General features: G+C 44.1%; 12 protein-coding genes. 6 read left to right on the top strand and 6 right to left on the bottom strand.

Translation table 11 applies throughout. The features are described from left to right. The first annotated feature begins 1 nt into the window (after position 1). Positions 2-1,435: a Gfo/Idh/MocA family oxidoreductase gene (locus tag BQ9893_RS06245; protein ID WP_075965214.1), complete on the top strand. Its 1,434-nt coding sequence runs from the start codon at positions 2-4 to the stop codon at positions 1,433-1,435. A 166-nt stretch (positions 1,436-1,601) separates the two neighbouring features. On the opposite strand, the gene BQ9893_RS06240 is transcribed toward BQ9893_RS06245, so the two are convergent. Beyond that, positions 1,602-3,095, bottom strand: a complete 1,494-nt coding sequence (locus tag BQ9893_RS06240) for an IMP dehydrogenase (protein WP_075965213.1) — start codon at positions 3,093-3,095, stop codon at positions 1,602-1,604. A 488-nt stretch (positions 3,096-3,583) separates the two neighbouring features. Further along, positions 3,584-4,216 (bottom strand): transposase, encoded by a 633-nt coding sequence (locus BQ9893_RS06235; RefSeq protein ID WP_244155011.1) that lies wholly within the window; start codon positions 4,214-4,216, stop codon positions 3,584-3,586. A 633-nt stretch (positions 4,217-4,849) separates the two neighbouring features. On the opposite strand from BQ9893_RS06235, the gene BQ9893_RS06230 reads away from it, so the two are divergent. The 4 genes from BQ9893_RS06230 to BQ9893_RS06215 all read left to right on the top strand — a co-directional run bounded on the left by BQ9893_RS06230 (position 4,850) and on the right by BQ9893_RS06215 (position 12,967). Next, positions 4,850-7,888 (top strand): SusC/RagA family TonB-linked outer membrane protein, encoded by a 3,039-nt coding sequence (locus tag BQ9893_RS06230; RefSeq protein WP_075965212.1) that lies wholly within the window; start codon positions 4,850-4,852, stop codon positions 7,886-7,888. 12 nt (positions 7,889-7,900) lie between these two features. Beyond that, the gene (locus BQ9893_RS06225) at positions 7,901-9,622 is read left to right on the top strand and encodes a RagB/SusD family nutrient uptake outer membrane protein (protein ID WP_075965211.1); all 1,722 of its coding nucleotides are present in this window, start codon (positions 7,901-7,903) and stop codon (positions 9,620-9,622) included. Positions 9,623-9,739: 117 nt separating this feature from the next. Further along, a complete protein-coding gene (locus BQ9893_RS06220) occupies positions 9,740-11,512 on the top strand; it encodes a DUF6057 family protein (RefSeq protein WP_075965210.1) in 1,773 nt (590 codons plus the stop codon). Positions 11,513-11,515: 3 nt separating this feature from the next. Further along, on the top strand, positions 11,516-12,967 hold the full coding sequence (locus BQ9893_RS06215; RefSeq protein ID WP_075965209.1) for a TolB family protein: 1,452 nt from the start codon (positions 11,516-11,518) through the stop codon (positions 12,965-12,967). A 6-nt stretch (positions 12,968-12,973) separates the two neighbouring features. On the opposite strand, the gene BQ9893_RS06210 is transcribed toward BQ9893_RS06215, so the two are convergent. From BQ9893_RS06210 to BQ9893_RS06195, 4 genes are all read right to left on the bottom strand, one after another. Further along, positions 12,974-14,191, bottom strand: coding sequence for a TIGR04157 family glycosyltransferase (locus tag BQ9893_RS06210; RefSeq protein ID WP_075965208.1), 1,218 nt, complete (start codon positions 14,189-14,191; stop codon positions 12,974-12,976). Continuing rightward, positions 14,188-14,787, bottom strand: coding sequence for a glycoside hydrolase family protein (locus BQ9893_RS06205; RefSeq protein WP_394333232.1), 600 nt, complete (start codon positions 14,785-14,787; stop codon positions 14,188-14,190). The genes BQ9893_RS06210 and BQ9893_RS06205 overlap by 4 nt, the downstream gene beginning before the upstream one ends. A gap of 286 nt (positions 14,788-15,073) precedes the next feature. After that, on the bottom strand, positions 15,074-16,357 hold the full coding sequence (locus BQ9893_RS06200; RefSeq protein WP_075965206.1) for a M64 family metallopeptidase: 1,284 nt from the start codon (positions 16,355-16,357) through the stop codon (positions 15,074-15,076). 193 nt (positions 16,358-16,550) lie between these two features. Next, positions 16,551-17,183: a peroxiredoxin gene (locus BQ9893_RS06195; RefSeq protein ID WP_075965439.1), complete on the bottom strand. Its 633-nt coding sequence runs from the start codon at positions 17,181-17,183 to the stop codon at positions 16,551-16,553. A 194-nt stretch (positions 17,184-17,377) separates the two neighbouring features. Here BQ9893_RS06195 and BQ9893_RS06190 point away from each other — a divergent pair, with 194 nt between their 5' ends. After that, positions 17,378-19,225, top strand: a complete 1,848-nt coding sequence (locus tag BQ9893_RS06190; protein ID WP_075965205.1) for a PAS domain-containing sensor histidine kinase — start codon at positions 17,378-17,380, stop codon at positions 19,223-19,225. Positions 19,226-19,276 lie beyond the last annotated feature (51 nt).

The raw sequence follows: 19,276 nt of genomic DNA, 5'->3' as shown, positions 1-19,276 counted from the left end.
AATGAAGTCAGATAATATTTCACGTCGTTCGTTTTTTAAGCAGGCATTGGCTCTTTCGGCTGTATCGGCAATGCCCGCATTTTGGATTCCTGGAGCAAAAGCTGCTTCGGGAGCTCCCCGTGTGAGTGCGAATGATAAAGTGAGAATTGCTTTTATAGGTATCGGTAACCGGGGTGCTGATATTTCACAACGCATGTTTAAGACCGGTCTGTGTGAAGTTGTCGCCCTTTGTGATGTCGATATGGGAGCTCCGCATACACAGAAGATTATTTCCATGTTCCCGGATGTTCCTCGTTTTCAGGATTTTCGCCAGATGTTTGATAAGATGGCGGATAAGATAGATGCAGTTACGGTTTGTACTCCGGACCATTCTCATTTCCCGATCACCATTGAGGCAATGGCACATGGGAAACATGTTTATGTGGAAAAGCCGATGGCGCGAACTTTCCAGGAAGTAGAACTGATGATGCGGGCTGAAAAGAAATTCGGTGTGGTGACCCAGATGGGAAATCAGGGACATTCGGAAGGAAATTATTTTCAGTTTAAAGCCTGGAAAGAGGCCGGATTGATAAAAGATGTCACGGCGATTACTGCTCACATGAATAACCCTCGCCGTTGGCATGGTTGGAATCCGAATATTAAGCATTTGCCGATGGGCGAACCTGTTCCTGAATCTTTGGATTGGGACACTTGGCTTGGCGTACGTCCTTATCATGAATATAATCATGATTATCATTTGGGACAATGGCGTTGCTGGTATGATTTCGGAATGGGAACTTTAGGCGACTGGGGTGCGCATCTTTTGGATACGGCTCATGAATTCCTTGATTTAGGTTTGCCTAATGAAATAAATCCGTTGTATCTGAAAGACCATAACCCGTTCTTTTATCCGATGTCGTCTACGATCTTATTTAAATTTCCTGAACGGAAAGATATGCCGGCAGTAGACGTAACCTGGTATGACGGTTTGGATAATATTCCTGCAGTTCCTGAAAATTATGGCACGTCGGAGGTCGATCCGAATATCCCGCCGGTAAATGGAGGTAAATTGCAGTTGGTGAATTTGAATCCCGGTAAAGAAATTTATACGAAAACATTGACGTTTAAGGGAGGATCTCATGGTAGTACATTGTCCGTTATTCCGGATAAAATAGCCAAGGAGATGAATCCTGTTTTGCCGGAATATGAAAAGAGCCCGTCCGATCACTATGCAAACTTCTTGTTGGCCTGCCAGGGAAAAGAAAAGACGCGTTCTCCTTTTTCTGTGGCTGGACCGCTGAGCCAGGTCTTTTGTCTTGGAGTACTGGCGCAACGTCTGAATAGGAAGTTGGTTTTTGACCGTGAATCAAAACAAATCAGCAATGATCCGGTTGCCAACCAAATGTTGATAGGCGAACAACCGCGTAAGGAGTGGGAACAATATTATAAGATATAAATCTTTTGTTTCTGAAGCTTCATGTGCGGGTTTGTCTAACGCATAGCTTTACGAGTGCTAACCCTATGCTTTATGATGGCTAAAGCATAGGGTTAGCTATCCTCAAATAAAAAGAGCGTATCCGGCTTTTGCCGGATACGCTCTTTTTATTTGAATGGTCTGTCTCTTAGTTCTGTTCCTTCAAGATCACGTCATGCGCTCCGCCTTCCACGATACTGGTTGAAGAAACCAATGTGATTTTGGCGTTCTTCTGCAGATCAGGGATAGTGATGGCACCACAACTGCACATCGTGGCGATTATTTTGCCCAGTGTGAGGTTGAGGTTGTCTTTCATCTTGCCGGCATAGGGAACATAGCTGTCGACGCCTTCTTCGAACTTGAGGGCTTCGCTGCCGCCCATGTCATAACGTTGCCAGTTCTTGGCGCGGTTCGAACCTTCGCCCCAATATTCCTTTACAAAATTGTTTCCGATCTTCATCTTCTTCGTAGGAGATTCGTCGAAACGGGCAAAATAACGTCCCATCATAAGGAAGTCCGCACCCATTGCCAAAGCAAGAACCATGTGGTAGTCATGCACCAGACCGCCGTCGCTGCAAATAGGCACATAGATGCCTGTCTTTTTCATATATTCGTCGCGTGCCTGTGCCACATCGATCAATGCGGTAGCCTGTCCGCGGCCGATACCCTTCTGTTCACGGGTGATACAGATGGAACCGCCACCGATACCTACCTTGATGAAATCGGCTCCGGCTTCGACCAGGTAGTCGAAACCTTCCTTGTCGACAACATTTCCGGCACCGACCAGCACTTTGTCGCCATAGTTCTGTTTGATCCATTGCAGTGTTGCCTGTTGCCATTCGGAGTAGCCGTCGGACGAGTCGATACACAATACGTCGACACCTGCTTCAACCAGCGCAGGAACGCGTTCCATATAATCGCGCGTGTTGATTCCCGCGCCTACAAGCAGTTTCTTATCGCTGCCGGACAACTCTTTCGGATTGTCGCGGTGGTTGTCGTAGTCTTTGCGGAAAACGAAATATTGCAAGTTCTGTTCCTTGTCGATGATTGGCAACGTGTTCAGTTTGTGATCCCAGATGATCTGGTTGGCTTCGCTCAACGTCATGCCCAGTTCGCCGACGATCAGTTTGGAGAACGGGGTCATGAATTCTTTCACCTTCTTGTCGGGCGAATCCTTTTCTGCACGATAGTCGCGACTGGTCACCATTCCCAGCAATTTACCGTTAGGAGTACCGTCGTCCGTCACGCCGATCGTAGAGTGTTCGGTGCGCTGTACCAGAGCGATTACATCTGCCAGCGTGTTATCGGGAGTCAGATTGGAGTCGCTGATTACAAAACCGGCTTTAAACTTCTTTACTTTCCGGACCATTTCAGCCTGGCTGTCGATAGGTTGCGAACCGAAGATGAAAGACAATCCTCCGTTGCGGGCCAGTTCGATAGCCAGCTTGGGGCCGGACACGGATTGCATGATCGCTGATACGAAAGGAATGTTTAATTCGATCGCAGGCTTTTCACCTACTTTGTGCTTCACAAGCGGAGTCTTTAGCGAAACGTTGGTTGGCACACATTGTTTGGTGGTTAAACCGGGAATAAGCAAGTATTCACCGAATGTTCTTGATACATCGTTTAAGTAAACTGCCATAGTGTTTATATTTACTGGATGATTTTTTATTAGGGTACAAAAGTACTTAATTCTCTTGTATCATGTATTGCCAGGGCTAAAGAAAATTATGTTTTTGCCGATTTTCCTTTCGTAGGGCGATTTTTTGAAAGATAAACTATGGTTCGGATAGGTTCAAATACTGAGTACTTAGAGAACTACGCGGATATTAAGGTTATTCCTGTTAAATTACGAGAAAGTATCAGTTTGTAGATGTTAATGCAGATAAATGTTTTATAACACTTTTTCTGTGGCAACTTGTTATTTATCAAAGGCTTATTAAACTCGAATCTTCCAATATCTTAATATTATGGTATTTTTTTATTTGATATTAATATTTTTTATTTACATTTGTATCCTGTACAAGATAAATCTAAAAAAAGATACGTTTTGTATTAAGACATTTATATGTGTTTTTACAAATGATTTATTTATAATGCGAATCAGCAGTTGGCTTTCTGATTCAAAAATTAAAAATTAACAAATGTAAGTAGAGCAATAGCCAACTTTCCAAAGGTATGTACCAACAGCCCTTTGGTAGCTCTTACTTTAGATGCTCTTTGAATTTCTGTTTTTTCATTCAGCCAGTTGAAAAAGGATTCGATAGGTTGTCTGACTTTAGAAACGGCTTGCGAGAAAAGGTCTCTTGCAGCTTTCTCCCTCTGTTTGAGAACTTCCGGTTCCCCTTTAATCTCTTTATGCGGAGTAAGCACTTTAACCGGATTGTTCTCATTAAAGAAAGAGAAATCGCTGTAAATCTTGTCTGCAAGCACCGTCTTTCCGGATAGGTATGGCACGCATTCGCTTTTGAATACGGTCAGGTCGTTGTCCGAAGCCGGTGTCAGAGTTATCATTTCCGGAAAAGGTAAGGTTCCCTCCCTACGCTGTCCTACCATATGCAGTTTCATGCCATAGTAGTACATGTTCTTAGTGGAGCAATACCCTTTTGATGTTATCTCCGTAGCTACTTTCCCCTCTCGGTTTTTCCCTTTACAGGTCACTATCGGCATAGAATCGACAATGGATATAATGGAGTCGCAATCCTTGGGCTTGAATGATTGTATCATGGTTTCCACCAGCACCTTAAATGTTTCTGAAAGCATATTTAGGCGTACGCAAAACGTTTGATAAGACGGCAATTTTGGAAACCATGATGACAGATACTCCTTAGCGAAGGTATGTATCTCCTTGATGTTGAAGTATCTCTGGCAGTACCCGCAGAACAGATAGATGGTAAGAACCTCCTCATCCGTAAACTCAGGATTGGAATTGTTACTGAATCTCTGGCAGTGGAAACGCAGAGAAGACTTATGGACATCACAGATATACATATACAAACCTATTAGTATTAACTTTTTCTCCTTGGGAATCATAATTAGAAAAATGAGTGGTTTTATTCTTCTAATTTACTGATTTTCAAGGAGATTACAAAATAAAATAATGAGATAATTAACTGAATTACAAACTTTTAAATCAAGAATCTGAAGATGTTTTCAACTGCTGATTCGCATTTATAATGTTTTATACATTATGCGAATGAACGTAGTTCTCTAAGAACTATAGCCTTGTTGGCTGGAAGAATTTGTTTGAAAATCAATATGGATAATTAAAATCTGTTAGCCTATGGAGTGAGATGTAAAATGTTTAAAATGAGTTTCTTAACCTTGGTGTTGATCTGATACAGATTATGGCTTAAATCTATTTATTATTAACCTTTTTATGATAATACAATAAAGATGCGAAAAAAACAGAATTGTGGCCTTCCCATAAGTTGGAACGGTTCAATATCTCGAATGACGAAAATCACCTGTGGATTGCTTTTCTGCTTGACAACAGGTGCATTTGCGACCAGTGAAAATGTAGAGTTGTTAACCTCGAATCGGATTGAAAGTGCAGTTCCTGATCAAGTAGGGAAAACAGTCACTATTACGGTTCAAGATGAAATGGGGCCGGTTGTTGGTGCCAATGTCGTAGTGAAAGGAACTACAAACGGTAACATCTCCGATATGGATGGTAAAGTTATCCTTCAGAACGTCCCGACCAATGCGACACTCGTTGTATCCTATATCGGGTATATTACCCAGGAAGTAAAAGTCGGAAATCTGGCAACAATCAATGTGAAACTGGTAGAAGACGCCAAGGCATTGGAAGAAGTCGTGGTGATCGGCTACGGCTCTTTGGACAAAAAACAGGTGACCAGTGCAATCACCTCGTTGAAGGCCGATGACCTGATGATCGGTGTGAGCGGTGCGGATATTACGACCTCCTTACAAGGTAAGATCAGTGGTTTGGTGATGAATAATTTGGGTAGTGCCAACTCCGGAACGACGATCCAGTTACGTGGTATGACCTCCATCAATTCCGGTAAAGCTCCGCTTATCGTGATCGATGGTTTCCCCGGAGGTGATATCCGTTCGCTGACACAGGAAGATATCAAGTCTATCGACGTCTTGAAAGACGGTTCGGCTGCTGCCATTTATGGTACACGTGCGGCCTCCGGTGTGATCTTGATCACAACGAAGAGCGGTTCCGACACAAGCGGAAAAGTGAAATTGAGTTATAGCAACGAGTTTTCGAAGAAACAAAACTATAATGCTCCGGAGATGTTGACCGGCCGCGAATATGCCGAACACAAAATCGGTACGGACTACGGATCGGACACGGACTGGTGGGATGAATTGCTCAACAAAGACAACTTCTCTCAGAAACACCATTTGGCATTGGAAATGGGTACGGAAAAGGCTCAGTTGTATACCTCTTTCTTCTATGAAAAAAATCAAGGTATTGCCAAGCAAGACGAACGTCAGGATTATGGAGGACGTGTGAATGCAATGTTCAAATTGTTCGACGATTGGTTGGAAGTCCGTCCGGCTGTAGATTATCGCCAGGCAAAGCGTAACAACCACTTCCCTAATTTCCAGCAGGCTATGCGTAACAACCCGACCCGTTCTCCGTATGATCCGGATAGCGAAACCGGTTATAACGTATGGACAAATGAGTCTTTGGATTATAACGTGGTGGCTGATGCAATGTTAGAAGATTATTTCGGATTGGATAAATGGTTTAAGCCGGAAGTAAACTTGAAATTGAATATCAAGCCGATCGAAGGATTGTCTTATCAGCAGATCGTCGGTTACGAAAACCGGCAGTGGGAAATTCACCAGTATTGGCCAAGTACACATCGTTCTGAAATCGAAGAATCTCGCAAAGGACAAGGATATTTAGGTTTCAGCAAGACAGAAAACCTGACTTCCGAAGGGTATTTCTCTTATGTAAAAGAATTAAAAGGCGGCCACAGCTTGAACGCAACAGCCGGTTATTCTTATTTCGAAACAAATGGAGAAGGTTTCAATATGCGTAACTATAACTTCTCTGTAGACGGTATCAAGTATTGGGATATGGGCCAAGGCAGCTATCTGTCGGATGGTAAAGCCAGCATGAGTTCCAGTAAGAATGTTACGGAACGTCTGTTCTCTTTGTTTGCCCGTGCCAATTATTCTTATCAGGATAAATATATGGCTTCTGCTGCTATCCGTCATGAGGGTTCTTCCAAATTTGCGTCAGACAATCGTTGGGCTAACTTCTGGTCTGCAACGGCAGGTTGGCGTATCTCGAACGAAGAGTTCATGAAAGATTTCGACTGGTTGGACGACTTGAAGTTCCGTTTCGGTTATGGTGTGACCGGTAATAACGACTTTAGTGCGACTTACATGGCCAATATGTTAGGTTCTGACACGAACTGGATGATGCCGAACGGGTCATGGGCTTATTCGTACGGAAAGTCTCAAAATGTCAATCCGAATTTAGGATGGGAAGAAAAGAAGGAATGGAACATAGGTGCCGATTACTCTTTCTTCAACGGCCGTCTGTATGGTAAGTTTGACTATTACCGTCGCAAGGTGGATAACCTGCTGTTTAGCGTGAAAGTTCCGCAGCCTCCTTATACGCAAGGCAGCCAGATGCAGAACATCGGTTCGATGGAAAGCAAAGGTTGGGAATTCGAAGTTGGTGGCGATATTATCCGTACGAAAGATTTTATTTGGTCTACCAATATAAACTTGAGCCATAATACAGGAAAGATCCTGACTCTGGAAGGCGATAACTCCTATCATAACGGGAATGGTTTCGTAGCTCCGGGTAGTCCGGGTGATGCCGCCCGTATAGAGGCAGGTTCGACAATCGGTTCTTTCTATATGTGGAAGTTTGCCGGATTCGACGATGAAGGCAGTTTCTTGTTGTATAACAAGGACGGTGAAGTGATCCCGGCTGCACAAAAAACGGAAAATGACAAACAGTTTATAGGCAACTATACTCCGAAACTGATCGTCGGATGGAGCCATACGCTGACATATAAGAATTTTGATTTGGGTATCAACCTGCGTAGTTGGATCGATTTCGATGTGTATAATACGATTAATATGTATTACGGTATTCAGGGACAAGGCAACTTGAACGTGTTGAAAGATGCGTACGGGAAGTTCAACCATATCAAGGGTGAAAAGCAAATCTGCGATTATTACCTGGAAGATGGTACGTTCTTGAAGATTGATGCCATCACATTGGGCTATACGCTTCCGATGAAGAAATACACGAATAACCTGATCGATCGGATCCGTATTTACGGTACAGTCGGTAATGTTTGTACGATCACCGGCTATAGCGGTATGAATCCGGAAGTCAATATCACCGGCTGGGATCAAGGTACGGAAAGATTCTGGAGCGATTTCTATCCGGTCGTTCGTACTTGGACATTAGGTATGCAGTTTAACTTCTAAACAGATTCTAAGATGAAAAAGAAAAATATATTCCGATTGTTTTTATCCGGAGTGATCTGCCTGCTGTGCGCAACATCTTGTAGTGTTGAACCTGATTTTTATTCGCAGGTGGTCCCGGAGACATTTTATAGTTCACAAGATGCTGTATGGCAGCGTTTCAATCGCCCGTTTACTCACTGGCGTTGGTACATAGCCCATGATGAACCCCGGTGGGCGTTGCAGGAATTGGGAACCGACGAGTATTGCTTGCCGACACGCGGTAGCGACTGGTATGACGGGGCAAACTATCAGAAGTTCCATCATCATGAATATACGGAAGACATGACCCGTGTGGAAACAGGCTGGACCAACTTTGCGATGGGTGTCGCTTTGGCTTGGGATGCATTGGAAGATTTGGAAAAGGTGGATTTCGATGCGTTGGGATTTCCGGAAGGTACACGTGAATCCATGTTGAACCAGCAGCGTGCATTGGCAGCGTCATTCTATATTGATGGTTTGGATTTCTTCGGAGGAGTGCCTCTGTATACGACAACGCAGAGCGAGGTGAAAGGACGTGCGACGGATGTTGAAACATTCAACTTCATCGACTCTTTGCTGAAGATTTCCATTCCTAACCTTCCGATCAAGGAAACATTGGGAGGAATGGAAACGGGTGCGATCAATCGTGCAGCCGGTGCTGCTTTACAGGCTCGTTTGTATTTCAATGCAAAATCTTACATCGGCAAGGAGATGTTTACGGAAGCGGCTCAGATTTGCCAGGATATCATCGACGGCAAATACGGTCAGTATGCATTGGATCCGGATTGGACGAATATTTTCGGGTTCGACAACGAACGTTGTCCGGAGATTATCTGGTCCGTACCGAGCCAGAACGCAAAGACCGAGACGGATGCCATGTATTGGACATGGCAGGTTCCTTACAACTATAAGAATTATTTAGGCGGTTTGGAAGGTTCCGGTTCCAATAACGGTATCGGTCTGATTCCGAGTTTGGACCCGACCGGCAAGCGTTATCCGTATAAATTGGGCGGAGCGTATGCCAAATTTAACGACAAGGATATCCGTAAGCAGCCGTATGTATACGAGGGCAATGGCAAATATCGCGGTATGTTTATCGTCGGAAAGCTGGTTAACCCATTGAATCCTGAATGGGTATGTACCGGTACGCGCGAGTATGCCGGAGAAGTGATCACGGTTGTTGACCAGGTGGCTTATTTTTCAAAAGTAGGGAAAGACCCGCAATACCCGGATTTGGCCTCCTTGCCATCGACGATTGCAACCGCAGAAGAAAATTCCTGTGTGCGTGTGACAAAACGCAGTCCGCGTCCTACTCAGGAAGAATTCAAGCGTAAAGGAGATCCAGACTGTCCGGTGATTCGTTTGGCCGAAATCTATTACATGCTGGCCGAATGCAAGATGCGTGCCGGTGACAAGCAGGGAGCAGCCGACCTGATCAATACGGTCCGCAAACGTTACTTCGAAGGCGGAGTCGATCCCGATCCTGTAACAGCAGCAAATCTGGATAAATACCGTATGCTGGACGAATGGCAATTGGAATTCTTGGCCGAAGGACGCCGCCGTACGGATTTGGTCCGTTGGGATGCTTATGTGACGGAAGACTGGTGGGACCATAAGGCAACGAATAATCCGAATTTCAATCGTTTCCCGATCCACTACAGTCTGATCGGAGCAAATAACCTGTTGGAACAGAACCCGGGTTATGGCGGAAAGTAGAAGAAAAAACGATGAAGTATAAATTCACTCTTTAGACCGGGGAGAGAGGAATAGCCACCGTAAGGTGAATTCCTCTCTTCTTTTGTTTCATTTCTCATTAATAAAAGCAATAGAATTATGAAAGGAAGGAAGCTTGTATTCTGGCTGTTCGTGTTTGCAGGACTCTGGGCTTTTTTTTGGTCGTTTGGCACTTCCACGTTCCAGCGGCAGGAAGAGGTGCAGCTGTTTATACCCGAATGGTCGGTTGTCCGGGATATGTTGTCTGTTCCCGGTGGTTTTTGTACGGTGTGCGGACAGGCCTTGGTTCAATATTATGCCTCCTCCCTGTTTGTCTTGTGTGTTAACAGTACTTTCCTGTGCATGGCGGGCTTCTTGTGTTATCTGCTTTTGCAGGAAATCGCCCCACGCGGATATAATCTATTGCTTTCCTTGTTTCCGGTTTTAGGATTGTTGAAGGCTCATACGAGCCCTTTTTATGTGTTGGACGGAACGGTCGGGCTTTTCCTGCTCCTGCTGTTTACTTATGTTTTTATCTGTATCCGGCGAACGGCGGTGCGGTCGCTTTATGGCGTGGCGAGTGTTGTCCTCCTCTATGGTTTGGCCGGGCAGTTGGCGGCGCTTTACGGCTTGGTCGTGGTTTTCATGAGTCTTTTGTGCCGGAGGAAAAAATGGTATGCTTCGCTTGCTGTATGTTTGACAGGGCTGCTTTTGACTTATATCGGCATTCGTTTGGCCACCGGCATACCGTTGACAGACGGGATTTACTCGGAAAGATATCAGGAGTCCCAGTTGCAGCCGGACTCTTATATGTATTATATCTGGATTCGTTTTGTTGTCTTGCTTTTGATTCTATTCGCAACGGCTTTTGTAATGAAAATTTTTCCCTGGGGAAAACGTCCGGTAAAAGTACTTGTTGCAGGCGGCTTGTTTGTCGTTCTGTTTTGTTTTTCCGCATTTTGCTTGCCCGGGCCGTATGAGGTACGGAACAACCGGATGAACGAGTTATCCGTTTTAGGGCAAAGAAACGATTGGGACACGATTATCCGTGAACACCCCAAGGAAGGGGTGTCGGATTATGCCGGCCTTAACTATCTGAATATGGCTTTGGCCCAGAAAGGCGTATTGGGCGACCGGTTGTTCCATTACGACCAGAAAGGACCGCAGAGTCTTTTGGCCTCCTGGGACCGTACATATTATATGAGCTGCCTGTTAAGCGATATCCATTATATGATCGGAGATATCAGCCTTTCGGAAGGATATGCGATGGAAGGGCTTACGCTTGCCAAGAGGGGAGGAAGCCCCCGTATGCTTCAACGCCTGGTTAAGATCAGCCTGATACGGAGAGACTATGCTTTGGCAGATAAATACGTAGGCCTGCTCGGCCGGTTGCCTGGCTACCGTCGTTGGGCGGAAAAGTATGCCGGCTATGTTCGTCATCCCGAAAGGATCGGACAGGATGAAGAGCTTGCCTCGAAGACGATGCCGGCCTTTCAGCCGGACAACTTGCTTTGCCTGATCGACATCGACAGCCTTTGGACGGGACATCTTTCGGAACCCGGCGTAAACCGGATAGCATGGGAATATTTAGGTTGTTCTTATCTGTTGGCGAAGGAAATGGAGAAGTTCAAGACATTCCTGTCGCGTTCCGGCACGTTTTTGTCAGGACTGCCACTCCCTGTCCATTTTCAGGAGGCGGCATTGGTATTGGCGGTAGAGAACCATTCTGTCCTTGACAAGGTTTCCGTCCGGCCAGAAATAGCAGGGCGGTATAAACAGTTCCAAAAAGATATATTGAAGATCAAGAATAGCAGTGACGGGCTTTCCTGGCTTTACCGGCAATATGGAGATACTTTCTGGTTTTATTATTATTGTAAAAAAGTGAAAGGATAGTCTATGAAGTATTTATATTACCTGTTGTGGTCTTGTATGGTGTCCTTCTTATCATGCAACGAAGTGTTGTCCGGAGCGGAGGATGCGGATGAAGAAATAGAAATCTTTCCTGATTATAAAGAGGTCGCGGTCCCCTGCAATATCGCCCCGCTGAACTTTAAGTTGAAGGTTCCTTGCGAAGCGACAGCCCTTTTCACCGGCAAGGGTTTGCAGGTGCGTGTGGATTCGGACAACGGTTCTTTCCAAATCCCGAAGAAGAAGTGGCGCCGGCTGTTGGACGCATCGGCAGGAGGAACCCTTACGGTCGGAATCTATATCCGTAAAGACGGCAGGTGGTTTCGATATCCTCCTTTTTCCATCCGGGTAGCCAAAGATAAAATCGATCCCTATTTGGTTTATCGCCGTATCGCGCCGGGCTACCGTATGTGGAACAGGATGGGGATCTACCAGCGTTGTTTGGAAGATTTTACGGAAGAGACATTTCTCGACAATAAGTTGACGAACAATAATTGCATGAACTGCCATTCCTTCTGCATGCAGAATCCGGACCGGATGCTTTTCCATCAACGTGCGCTACACGCCGGGACCTACCTGCTGACGGACGGCCATATAGAGAAACTGGATACGGAGACGGGACAGACAGTTTCCGCTTTGGTCTATCCCGCCTGGCACCCGTCCGGACGGTATGTCGCATTCTCGACAAACGATACGAAACAGGATTTCCACCTTTCGGATGCGAACCGGGTGGAGGTGTTCGACAACCGGTCGGATGTAGTGGTCTATGATGTAGAGAAGCACGAAATCATAACGGCTCCCCACTTGTCTTCGGAAGAGAATATGGAAACTTATCCAGCCTTTTCACCGGACGGCAGGCGGTTGTATTTCTGTTCCGCCCAGGCGAAGCTGATGCCTGAATCGTACCGGGAAATCCGCTACAACCTTCAAAGCATAGCTTTCGATCCTGAAAAACGTAGTTTCGGCCAGACGATAGATACGCTTTACAACGCGGAGAAAGAAGGACGAAGCGCGAAATTCCCGCGGGTATCGCCCGATGGCCGTTTCCTGATGTACACGGTTTCGGACTATGGCAACTTCTCGATCTGGCACAAAGATGCAGATTTGCGATTGTTGGATATGCTGGCGCGTAAGACGGATTTCCTTCTTCAGGTGAACAGCGACGATGTGGAAAGCTATCATTCCTGGAGCAGCAACAGCCGGTGGTTCGTTTTCAGCAGCCGGCGGGATGACGGCCTGTATACGCGGCCTTACATTTGTTATCTGGATGCGAATGGAGTACCTGGGAAACCCTTCCTGTTGCCTCAGGAAGAGACGGACTATTATGATCGTTCTCTCTTCTCATTCAATATCCCCGAACTTATTCGTGGAAAAATCAAGATCGATACTTCAGATTTGATCGACATCAGCAAAAATGGTGAAGCGGTCCGTTTGAAGTAATCTGTCTTATAAAGAGTTGTACAATGCAAGCATTTGTTTTTCGAAAAATCTTATATTGTAGTGGCTGTTTAATTTATTCCGGGCCTTTTCTCCGATGTTTTTTCTAATGTCCGGATTTTCTATTAAATAAATGATTTTGTCTACTAATTCCTTGCATGTGGTTTGACGGGAATGAATATGAACTTTGAATCCATTGATGCCGTCATCGATGAGCTCGGAAAGGCCGGTAGTATTATTGGCTATGATTGGAATCTTATGGTTCATCATCTCGATTGCCACATAACCGAACTCTTCATGTAACGACGGTATGATGCCGATATCGGCAATCGTGTATAATTCTTGCAGGCTCTTTGGAGAAAGAAAACCCGTGAATGTGATTTGGGTCCAAAGGGGGGATGATGCAGATAAGTATTTACTGAAATCTCCCTCTCCGGCGACAATAAGACGTAAGTCGGGATATCTTTTTATTAAATGTTTGACCGTATTGATTAGGAGATCGAGGCCTTTGACAATGTCTAACCTCCCGACAAAAAGGAGTATGATTTCATTGGGTGCTATCAACAGTTTTTTTCTGGTCTTCTCCCTTTTCTCATCGCTTGTAATACGGGATCTTTTTAAAGCGTTATTTATGAGTGTTATTTTTCTTTTGTCGACTTTATGAATTTGGATCAGGTCCCGATAAGAATGCTGGGATATTGCAACAACTTTGTCGCAGATGGCCAATAACTCTTTTTCTTGTGCCAGATTGCTTAAGATTGTTTGAGATCGGAGATCAAGTTCTTTGCCTTCTTTTCTTAGAATCTGTCGTAGCAGGGAACGGTTACCGGATAAAGATAAACTCCAATCCGTATAATGGACCGTTAAGATTATGGAACAGCCGGTGAATAATGAGCGGAGATATTGGGCGAGATATTTATCTCCCATGTAATTCAGATGAAAAATATTCTGTTCGTTTGGGGCTACGTATGGATATAGAATGAAAGGAATGCTTTTTTCAAATCCTTCATTGTTCAACCTCTTTTTAGGGATGATAGGGGCCGGTATTGAAATATATCTGATCGAATCCTTTAGGCAGATATCAAATTCGATATCTTGATAAATAATGTTGACAACGGTGACATTATACGCTGTTCGTCTTAAGACATCGACTAATTGCTTTATGTATGTCCCGATCCCATAATAGGCACCTCGGGCCGAAGAGTTGAATATGTAGACGTGTTTCATCTTGCCATGTTTTTTAAAATGAATCCGGTCAGCCCGTTATGAATACCTAAAGGATAGTTCGAAACCTTGTCTATTTGTTCCGGTATTATGCCAAATAGAAAATCCGGAAGGGTGGCCGGTGTATTGTAATCAATCTGGCCAGCCATCATCTTTTTGAAATCGTTTATGTTTTGGTGGAATAAGCGGTCTGTTGTGATTAGCGTATCTATTTTTGTTTTTAGCTCTGTCAAATACCGGAGATCGAAAGGCATTTCTCTTTTATAGGATTTGATTCTTGCGTTTACATAAAGCAAAATGCCTCCCAATCCGTTCTCCATGCTGTAATCATAGATTCTTAAAGGAGCTCTTTCCATTATTTTCCGGTCGATATTCATGAGTATTTCGTCGGAGTTCCCATTTACCAATTTGTTTTGAAGCAGATATTCGATTCCCCATCCGATACCGCATAAGCCTGTTTCGAAGTCAATGGGAATTTCTTCATTTATGTTATTGTAGATGTCTTCCATCAACATCTCGGCATACTCTTCGTAAATGTCGTTTCTTGTATAACGTGCATACAGGAAAAAGAATAGCACTCCTCCCATTTTGCCGTGCATTAAACCTATTCCGGAAGCATAGCTGTAATTTGTAAGGAGAAATGCTAATATTTTTTCTGTCAAATGGATTTTCCCCATAGATGATGATATTGCAAATCAAATTTGATTAATCATATTCCATCAGAAGCCATGTCGTTGGAAGAGGCAAAAAATAACTGTAAGTGTTATCGGAGGAAATATTATGGATGTACGCATATCCACCGTAATGTTTTTCTTGAATGTCTTTTGTCTCTTCTTTGTTGTGTTTACAAGAGTTGAACTCGATTTTCTTAAATGTTTTCATGTATTATTCCTTATCCGTCAGAAAATCGATCATCTGAAGAATGGCCCGTGAGCAGGCCGGGCAGAACGGGGCGTAATCGCGCATCATGCAATGATCCATCGGGCGATAAATGCCTTTGGACAAGTAGCCGCCTCCTTCGAACACTCCGGCTTTGTCCTTATGTCCGGCATCGAGCGGGGTAGGAACAGGAGTGCCCGTGGGCAACAAGTCTTTCCATTTGCTGTCGAAGTCGATCAGAGTCGTGATATTCGGTTCCCATGGTTCGTACTTCAGGTTATAGAAATCCTGGTAAGCGACTTCAGAAGAGAAATATTCGTCTGCCAGGCCGGCGAAACTATGTCCGAACTCGTGCGTAAAGACGACCGGTGTCCGCGGGTTGTCGGCTGTCCCGCAAGCATAGAAGTTATACATACCGCCACCGCCATACATATCTGTGTTTATCAGTAGGAAAATTGCATCACAAGGTACGTTCCAGACGGCATCGCGTATCGATTTCATATCCGGTGTTGTCAGATAGCGGTCCACGCCGAATGTATAATAACCGGAATTGAGAGCTGTGTTCTTGAAGATCCCTTTGCCCGAAACGTCCGTACCCGATTCTTCCGATACCAGGCAGACAGCCCATACGTTGAAGTCGTTGCGACGTGTCGTATAGGGAGGAGTTGCGAACAAGGCTTCTGTAAACCGTTTTGCATCAGCTACGAATTTTTCTTGTTCGTCTGCCGTGTATCCTTCTGCAATGAAAACAAGATCCACCTTTTCCGACGAATCTCCGTTGTTCTGTATCTGATGCACTTTATTGTCTTTCAGCTTGCCCCGGTCGATGAAGATACTTTTGGGGTCGACCTCCTGTTTCAGCAACGGGTGGAATTGCATGTCTGCCTTGTCTCGTGCCGTGATCTCGATATAGACAGGTGTTTTCGGGAAAGGAACGGAAGCACTGTTTGTCCAGGACTGTGTTTCTGTCTTGGCTTGTTCCGTCGAACGCCATTCTTCGAACAACGTATTGAAGCCGCGTGAATAAATAAGCTTATTCGTAGCCTTGTCATATACATTTATATAGTAGCCGCCGTAGCCCGACTTATCGATCAGGTTTTTGACCGGACCTCCCCATACCGGTTCTTCCCGTAGTTGTTGGATAGCAGCCGATTGTGATTTTAGGTTGCCACTCAAGGCAAAATCCACCCGGAGGCTTTTCTTTTCGAAATACTTATCGAAGTCACTCTGGGCAAATACGGAGAAGTTGCAGAGAACGGCAAGAAGCAATAGTGAAATCTTTATTTTCATATTAGTATGCGTTATTATGTGTGTAATTCTTATTCGCAAATATAAGACTTTTTGTAGATTAGCCGGGCAGTATCGTTAAATATATAGCAGTATGTTTTGTAAAATAAGAGAAAAAGACCGGATATTAAGCATACCAAAACAGAATATGCCCGATGAACGCCCGACTATCTACTGTTTTCTTATGAATGGAGGATTAATGCCTGCTCAAATAGCCGGAAACACCTTCGTTGGTCGCTTTCATGGCGTCTTTGCCTTTTGACCAGTTTGCCGGACATACTTCGCCGAACTCTTCGAAGTGTTGTAATGCGTCTACCATGCGGATCGCCTCGTCAACATTGCGTCCCAATGGCAAGTCGTTGATTACATAATGGCGGATTTTCCCCTCTTTATCAATCAGGAACAGGGCACGATAAGCTACAGGAGTCCCGGTTGCAACAACTTCGCCCTCTTCGTTAGTCAGATAATCGGCTGCCAATACACCGTAGTTTTCGGCAATTGTTTTTGAAAAGTCTGCAACAATGGGATATTTGACACCGTGAATTCCCCCTTTGTTCTTATCTTGGTTCAGCCAGGCGAAGTGTGAATATACGGAATCGACGGAGCAACCTACTATGGCTACGTCACGTTTTTCAAATTCGCTCAACTTCTCCTGGAAAGCATGCAGTTCTGTCGGGCAGACAAATGTAAAGTCCATCGGGTAGAAGAACATTACGACATGTTTTTTACCTAAGTATTGTTCCAAAGAGAAATCTTCGACAATCTGGTTTCCGTTGATTACGGCAGGGGCATGGAACTCCGGCGCTTTTTTACCAATTAATGCTTTCATATTATTATTCAGTTTTTGTTTTATTACTATCATAACAAAGTAATCCATCCCTTTGTTCCTTCCGTATTTTCAATTGTTGTACGGGAACAGATAAATTCAGGACATATCCCGGAATGTTATTTTATCACAATATGTACTCTTTATCCCAAACTTTGATTTACTTTGCATAAAATCCCTATAAGTCAAAAGATATCATGAATGAAGAATCAGTGAAACGAATACTTTTAACGGACTTTTTTTCTTACTATCCGGCTGGCGGTGCCTTGTATGACGAATCGGGGGCTCTGCTGGAGATGAATCGGGCTTTGTGTGAAAAATTTGGGGTGAAGGATCAGCATGATTTTATACTGAATAACTTGTTTGATACCGATTACTTGTCTGATTTGCAAAAGAACCATTTAAAGAACGGAAGTGTCTTGGTTGATAGCCTTCCGATAGGATATACGATTGTCCCGGGATTTGATAAGAAAGGAAATATCATTGGTTATACATTGTTGCTGACTGATAGTGATTTGTCGGACCAGTGTATGATCCGGTATGATAAAAAAATGCGGGAACTGAAAGATATTTCGGATAAGGTTGTTCAATCTGTCCCCGATACGATTCTTTTGATAAACAGCGCATTGGTTGTCGAACGTATTATTACCTATGCTTCCGAGACATGTATTACGCCGGCGGCTTTGAACTGCCGGATCGATGAGCTGCCGGGTTTTATTTATCCAGACCCTGTTAAAAGGAAGGTAACTTCGGTTGTGCAGGAAAGTTTGGATACTTCGGAGACCGTTAATGTCGAATTTTCTATTCCCGGACATAATGCGTCGGTTGTCTATTTTAAATTGAGGCTGGTACCGATTCATCATAAATATGTGGTCGCTTATATCCGTAATGTTTCGGATCTCGTAGAGAAAGAGAATGAAAATCGGAACTTATCTCATCAGTTGTCCGAAAGCCGCAGCATGATGGAACTTGCTTTGCATAATAGCCATATAGCGACTTACTCTTTCAATTTCAGATTGTTCCGTACGTGTGATAAAGAACATTGTAATCATTGTTTTCAATTCTACGGTGTGAATAATCATCTTCTGGAACGTAATCGTTATATCTGTCGTTCTCTATCTGTCTTGCGCCATCCTGAGGACCGGCAGGATTTCTTTCTTTTATTTAATGAGATCCGGGATAAGGACTTGAGAGAACATTCGGTTAATTTTCGCTTAAAAGATGATGATGGGAAGTACCGGAGTTATGAGGTTATAGGCAAAGCATTCGAAAAAGATAAAGACGGTAAAACGAATTTGATTGTTGGTTGTGTGATCGATAATCAGAAGTATGTGGAGTATGAAGAGTCGCTTATAAAGGCAAAAGAGAAAGCAGAGAATGCCGATCTGCTCAAATCGACTTTCCTTGCCAATGTGACGCATGAAATCCGGACTCCGTTGAATGCGATCGTAGGCTTTTCCGATCTTCTGAGCCTGGAAGAGGATCCCGAGCTTCGGGAATCATACATGAGCCTGATTAAAGCGAATAATGAATTATTGCTTAATCTGATTAATGATATCCTGGATATATCCAAAATTGAATCGGATATGCTGACTTTCAATAATGTAGATAATCATCTGCCATCGGTGATGCACGGTATATATAAAACCATGCAGTTTCGTGTACCCGAACATGTCACGCTGGTATTGGATCCTTGTCCCGAAATAGTCCTGAATATGGATAAGAACCGGATGATGCAGGTGCTTATTAATTTATTGACTAATGCAGCCAAATATACCGAAAAGGGTAGTATCCGTTTTGGTTGTGGAATCCGGGATCGTTTTGTCCGTTTTTATGTGACAGATACCGGTAGCGGAATACCGGAATCGGAGCTGGAAAATATTTTTGGCCGTTTTGTCCAGTTAAAAGGCTATAAACAAGGCATCGGTTTGGGATTAGCCATCTGTAAAGGTTTGGTTACGAAAATGGGTGGGACGATTTCTGCAACGTCTAAAGTCGGGAGGGGTTCTACTTTTAGTTTTACGTTACCTCTTTATCACGAATAATCGACCCAATCTTAGTTGTTATAAATTGGGGGGCGAACATCCGGAAGTAAA

It is taken from the genome of Parabacteroides massiliensis (assembly GCF_900155425.1).
Lineage (GTDB): Bacteria > Bacteroidota > Bacteroidia > Bacteroidales > Tannerellaceae > Parabacteroides > Parabacteroides massiliensis.
This window is presented reverse-complemented; position numbering and strand designations above follow the sequence as displayed.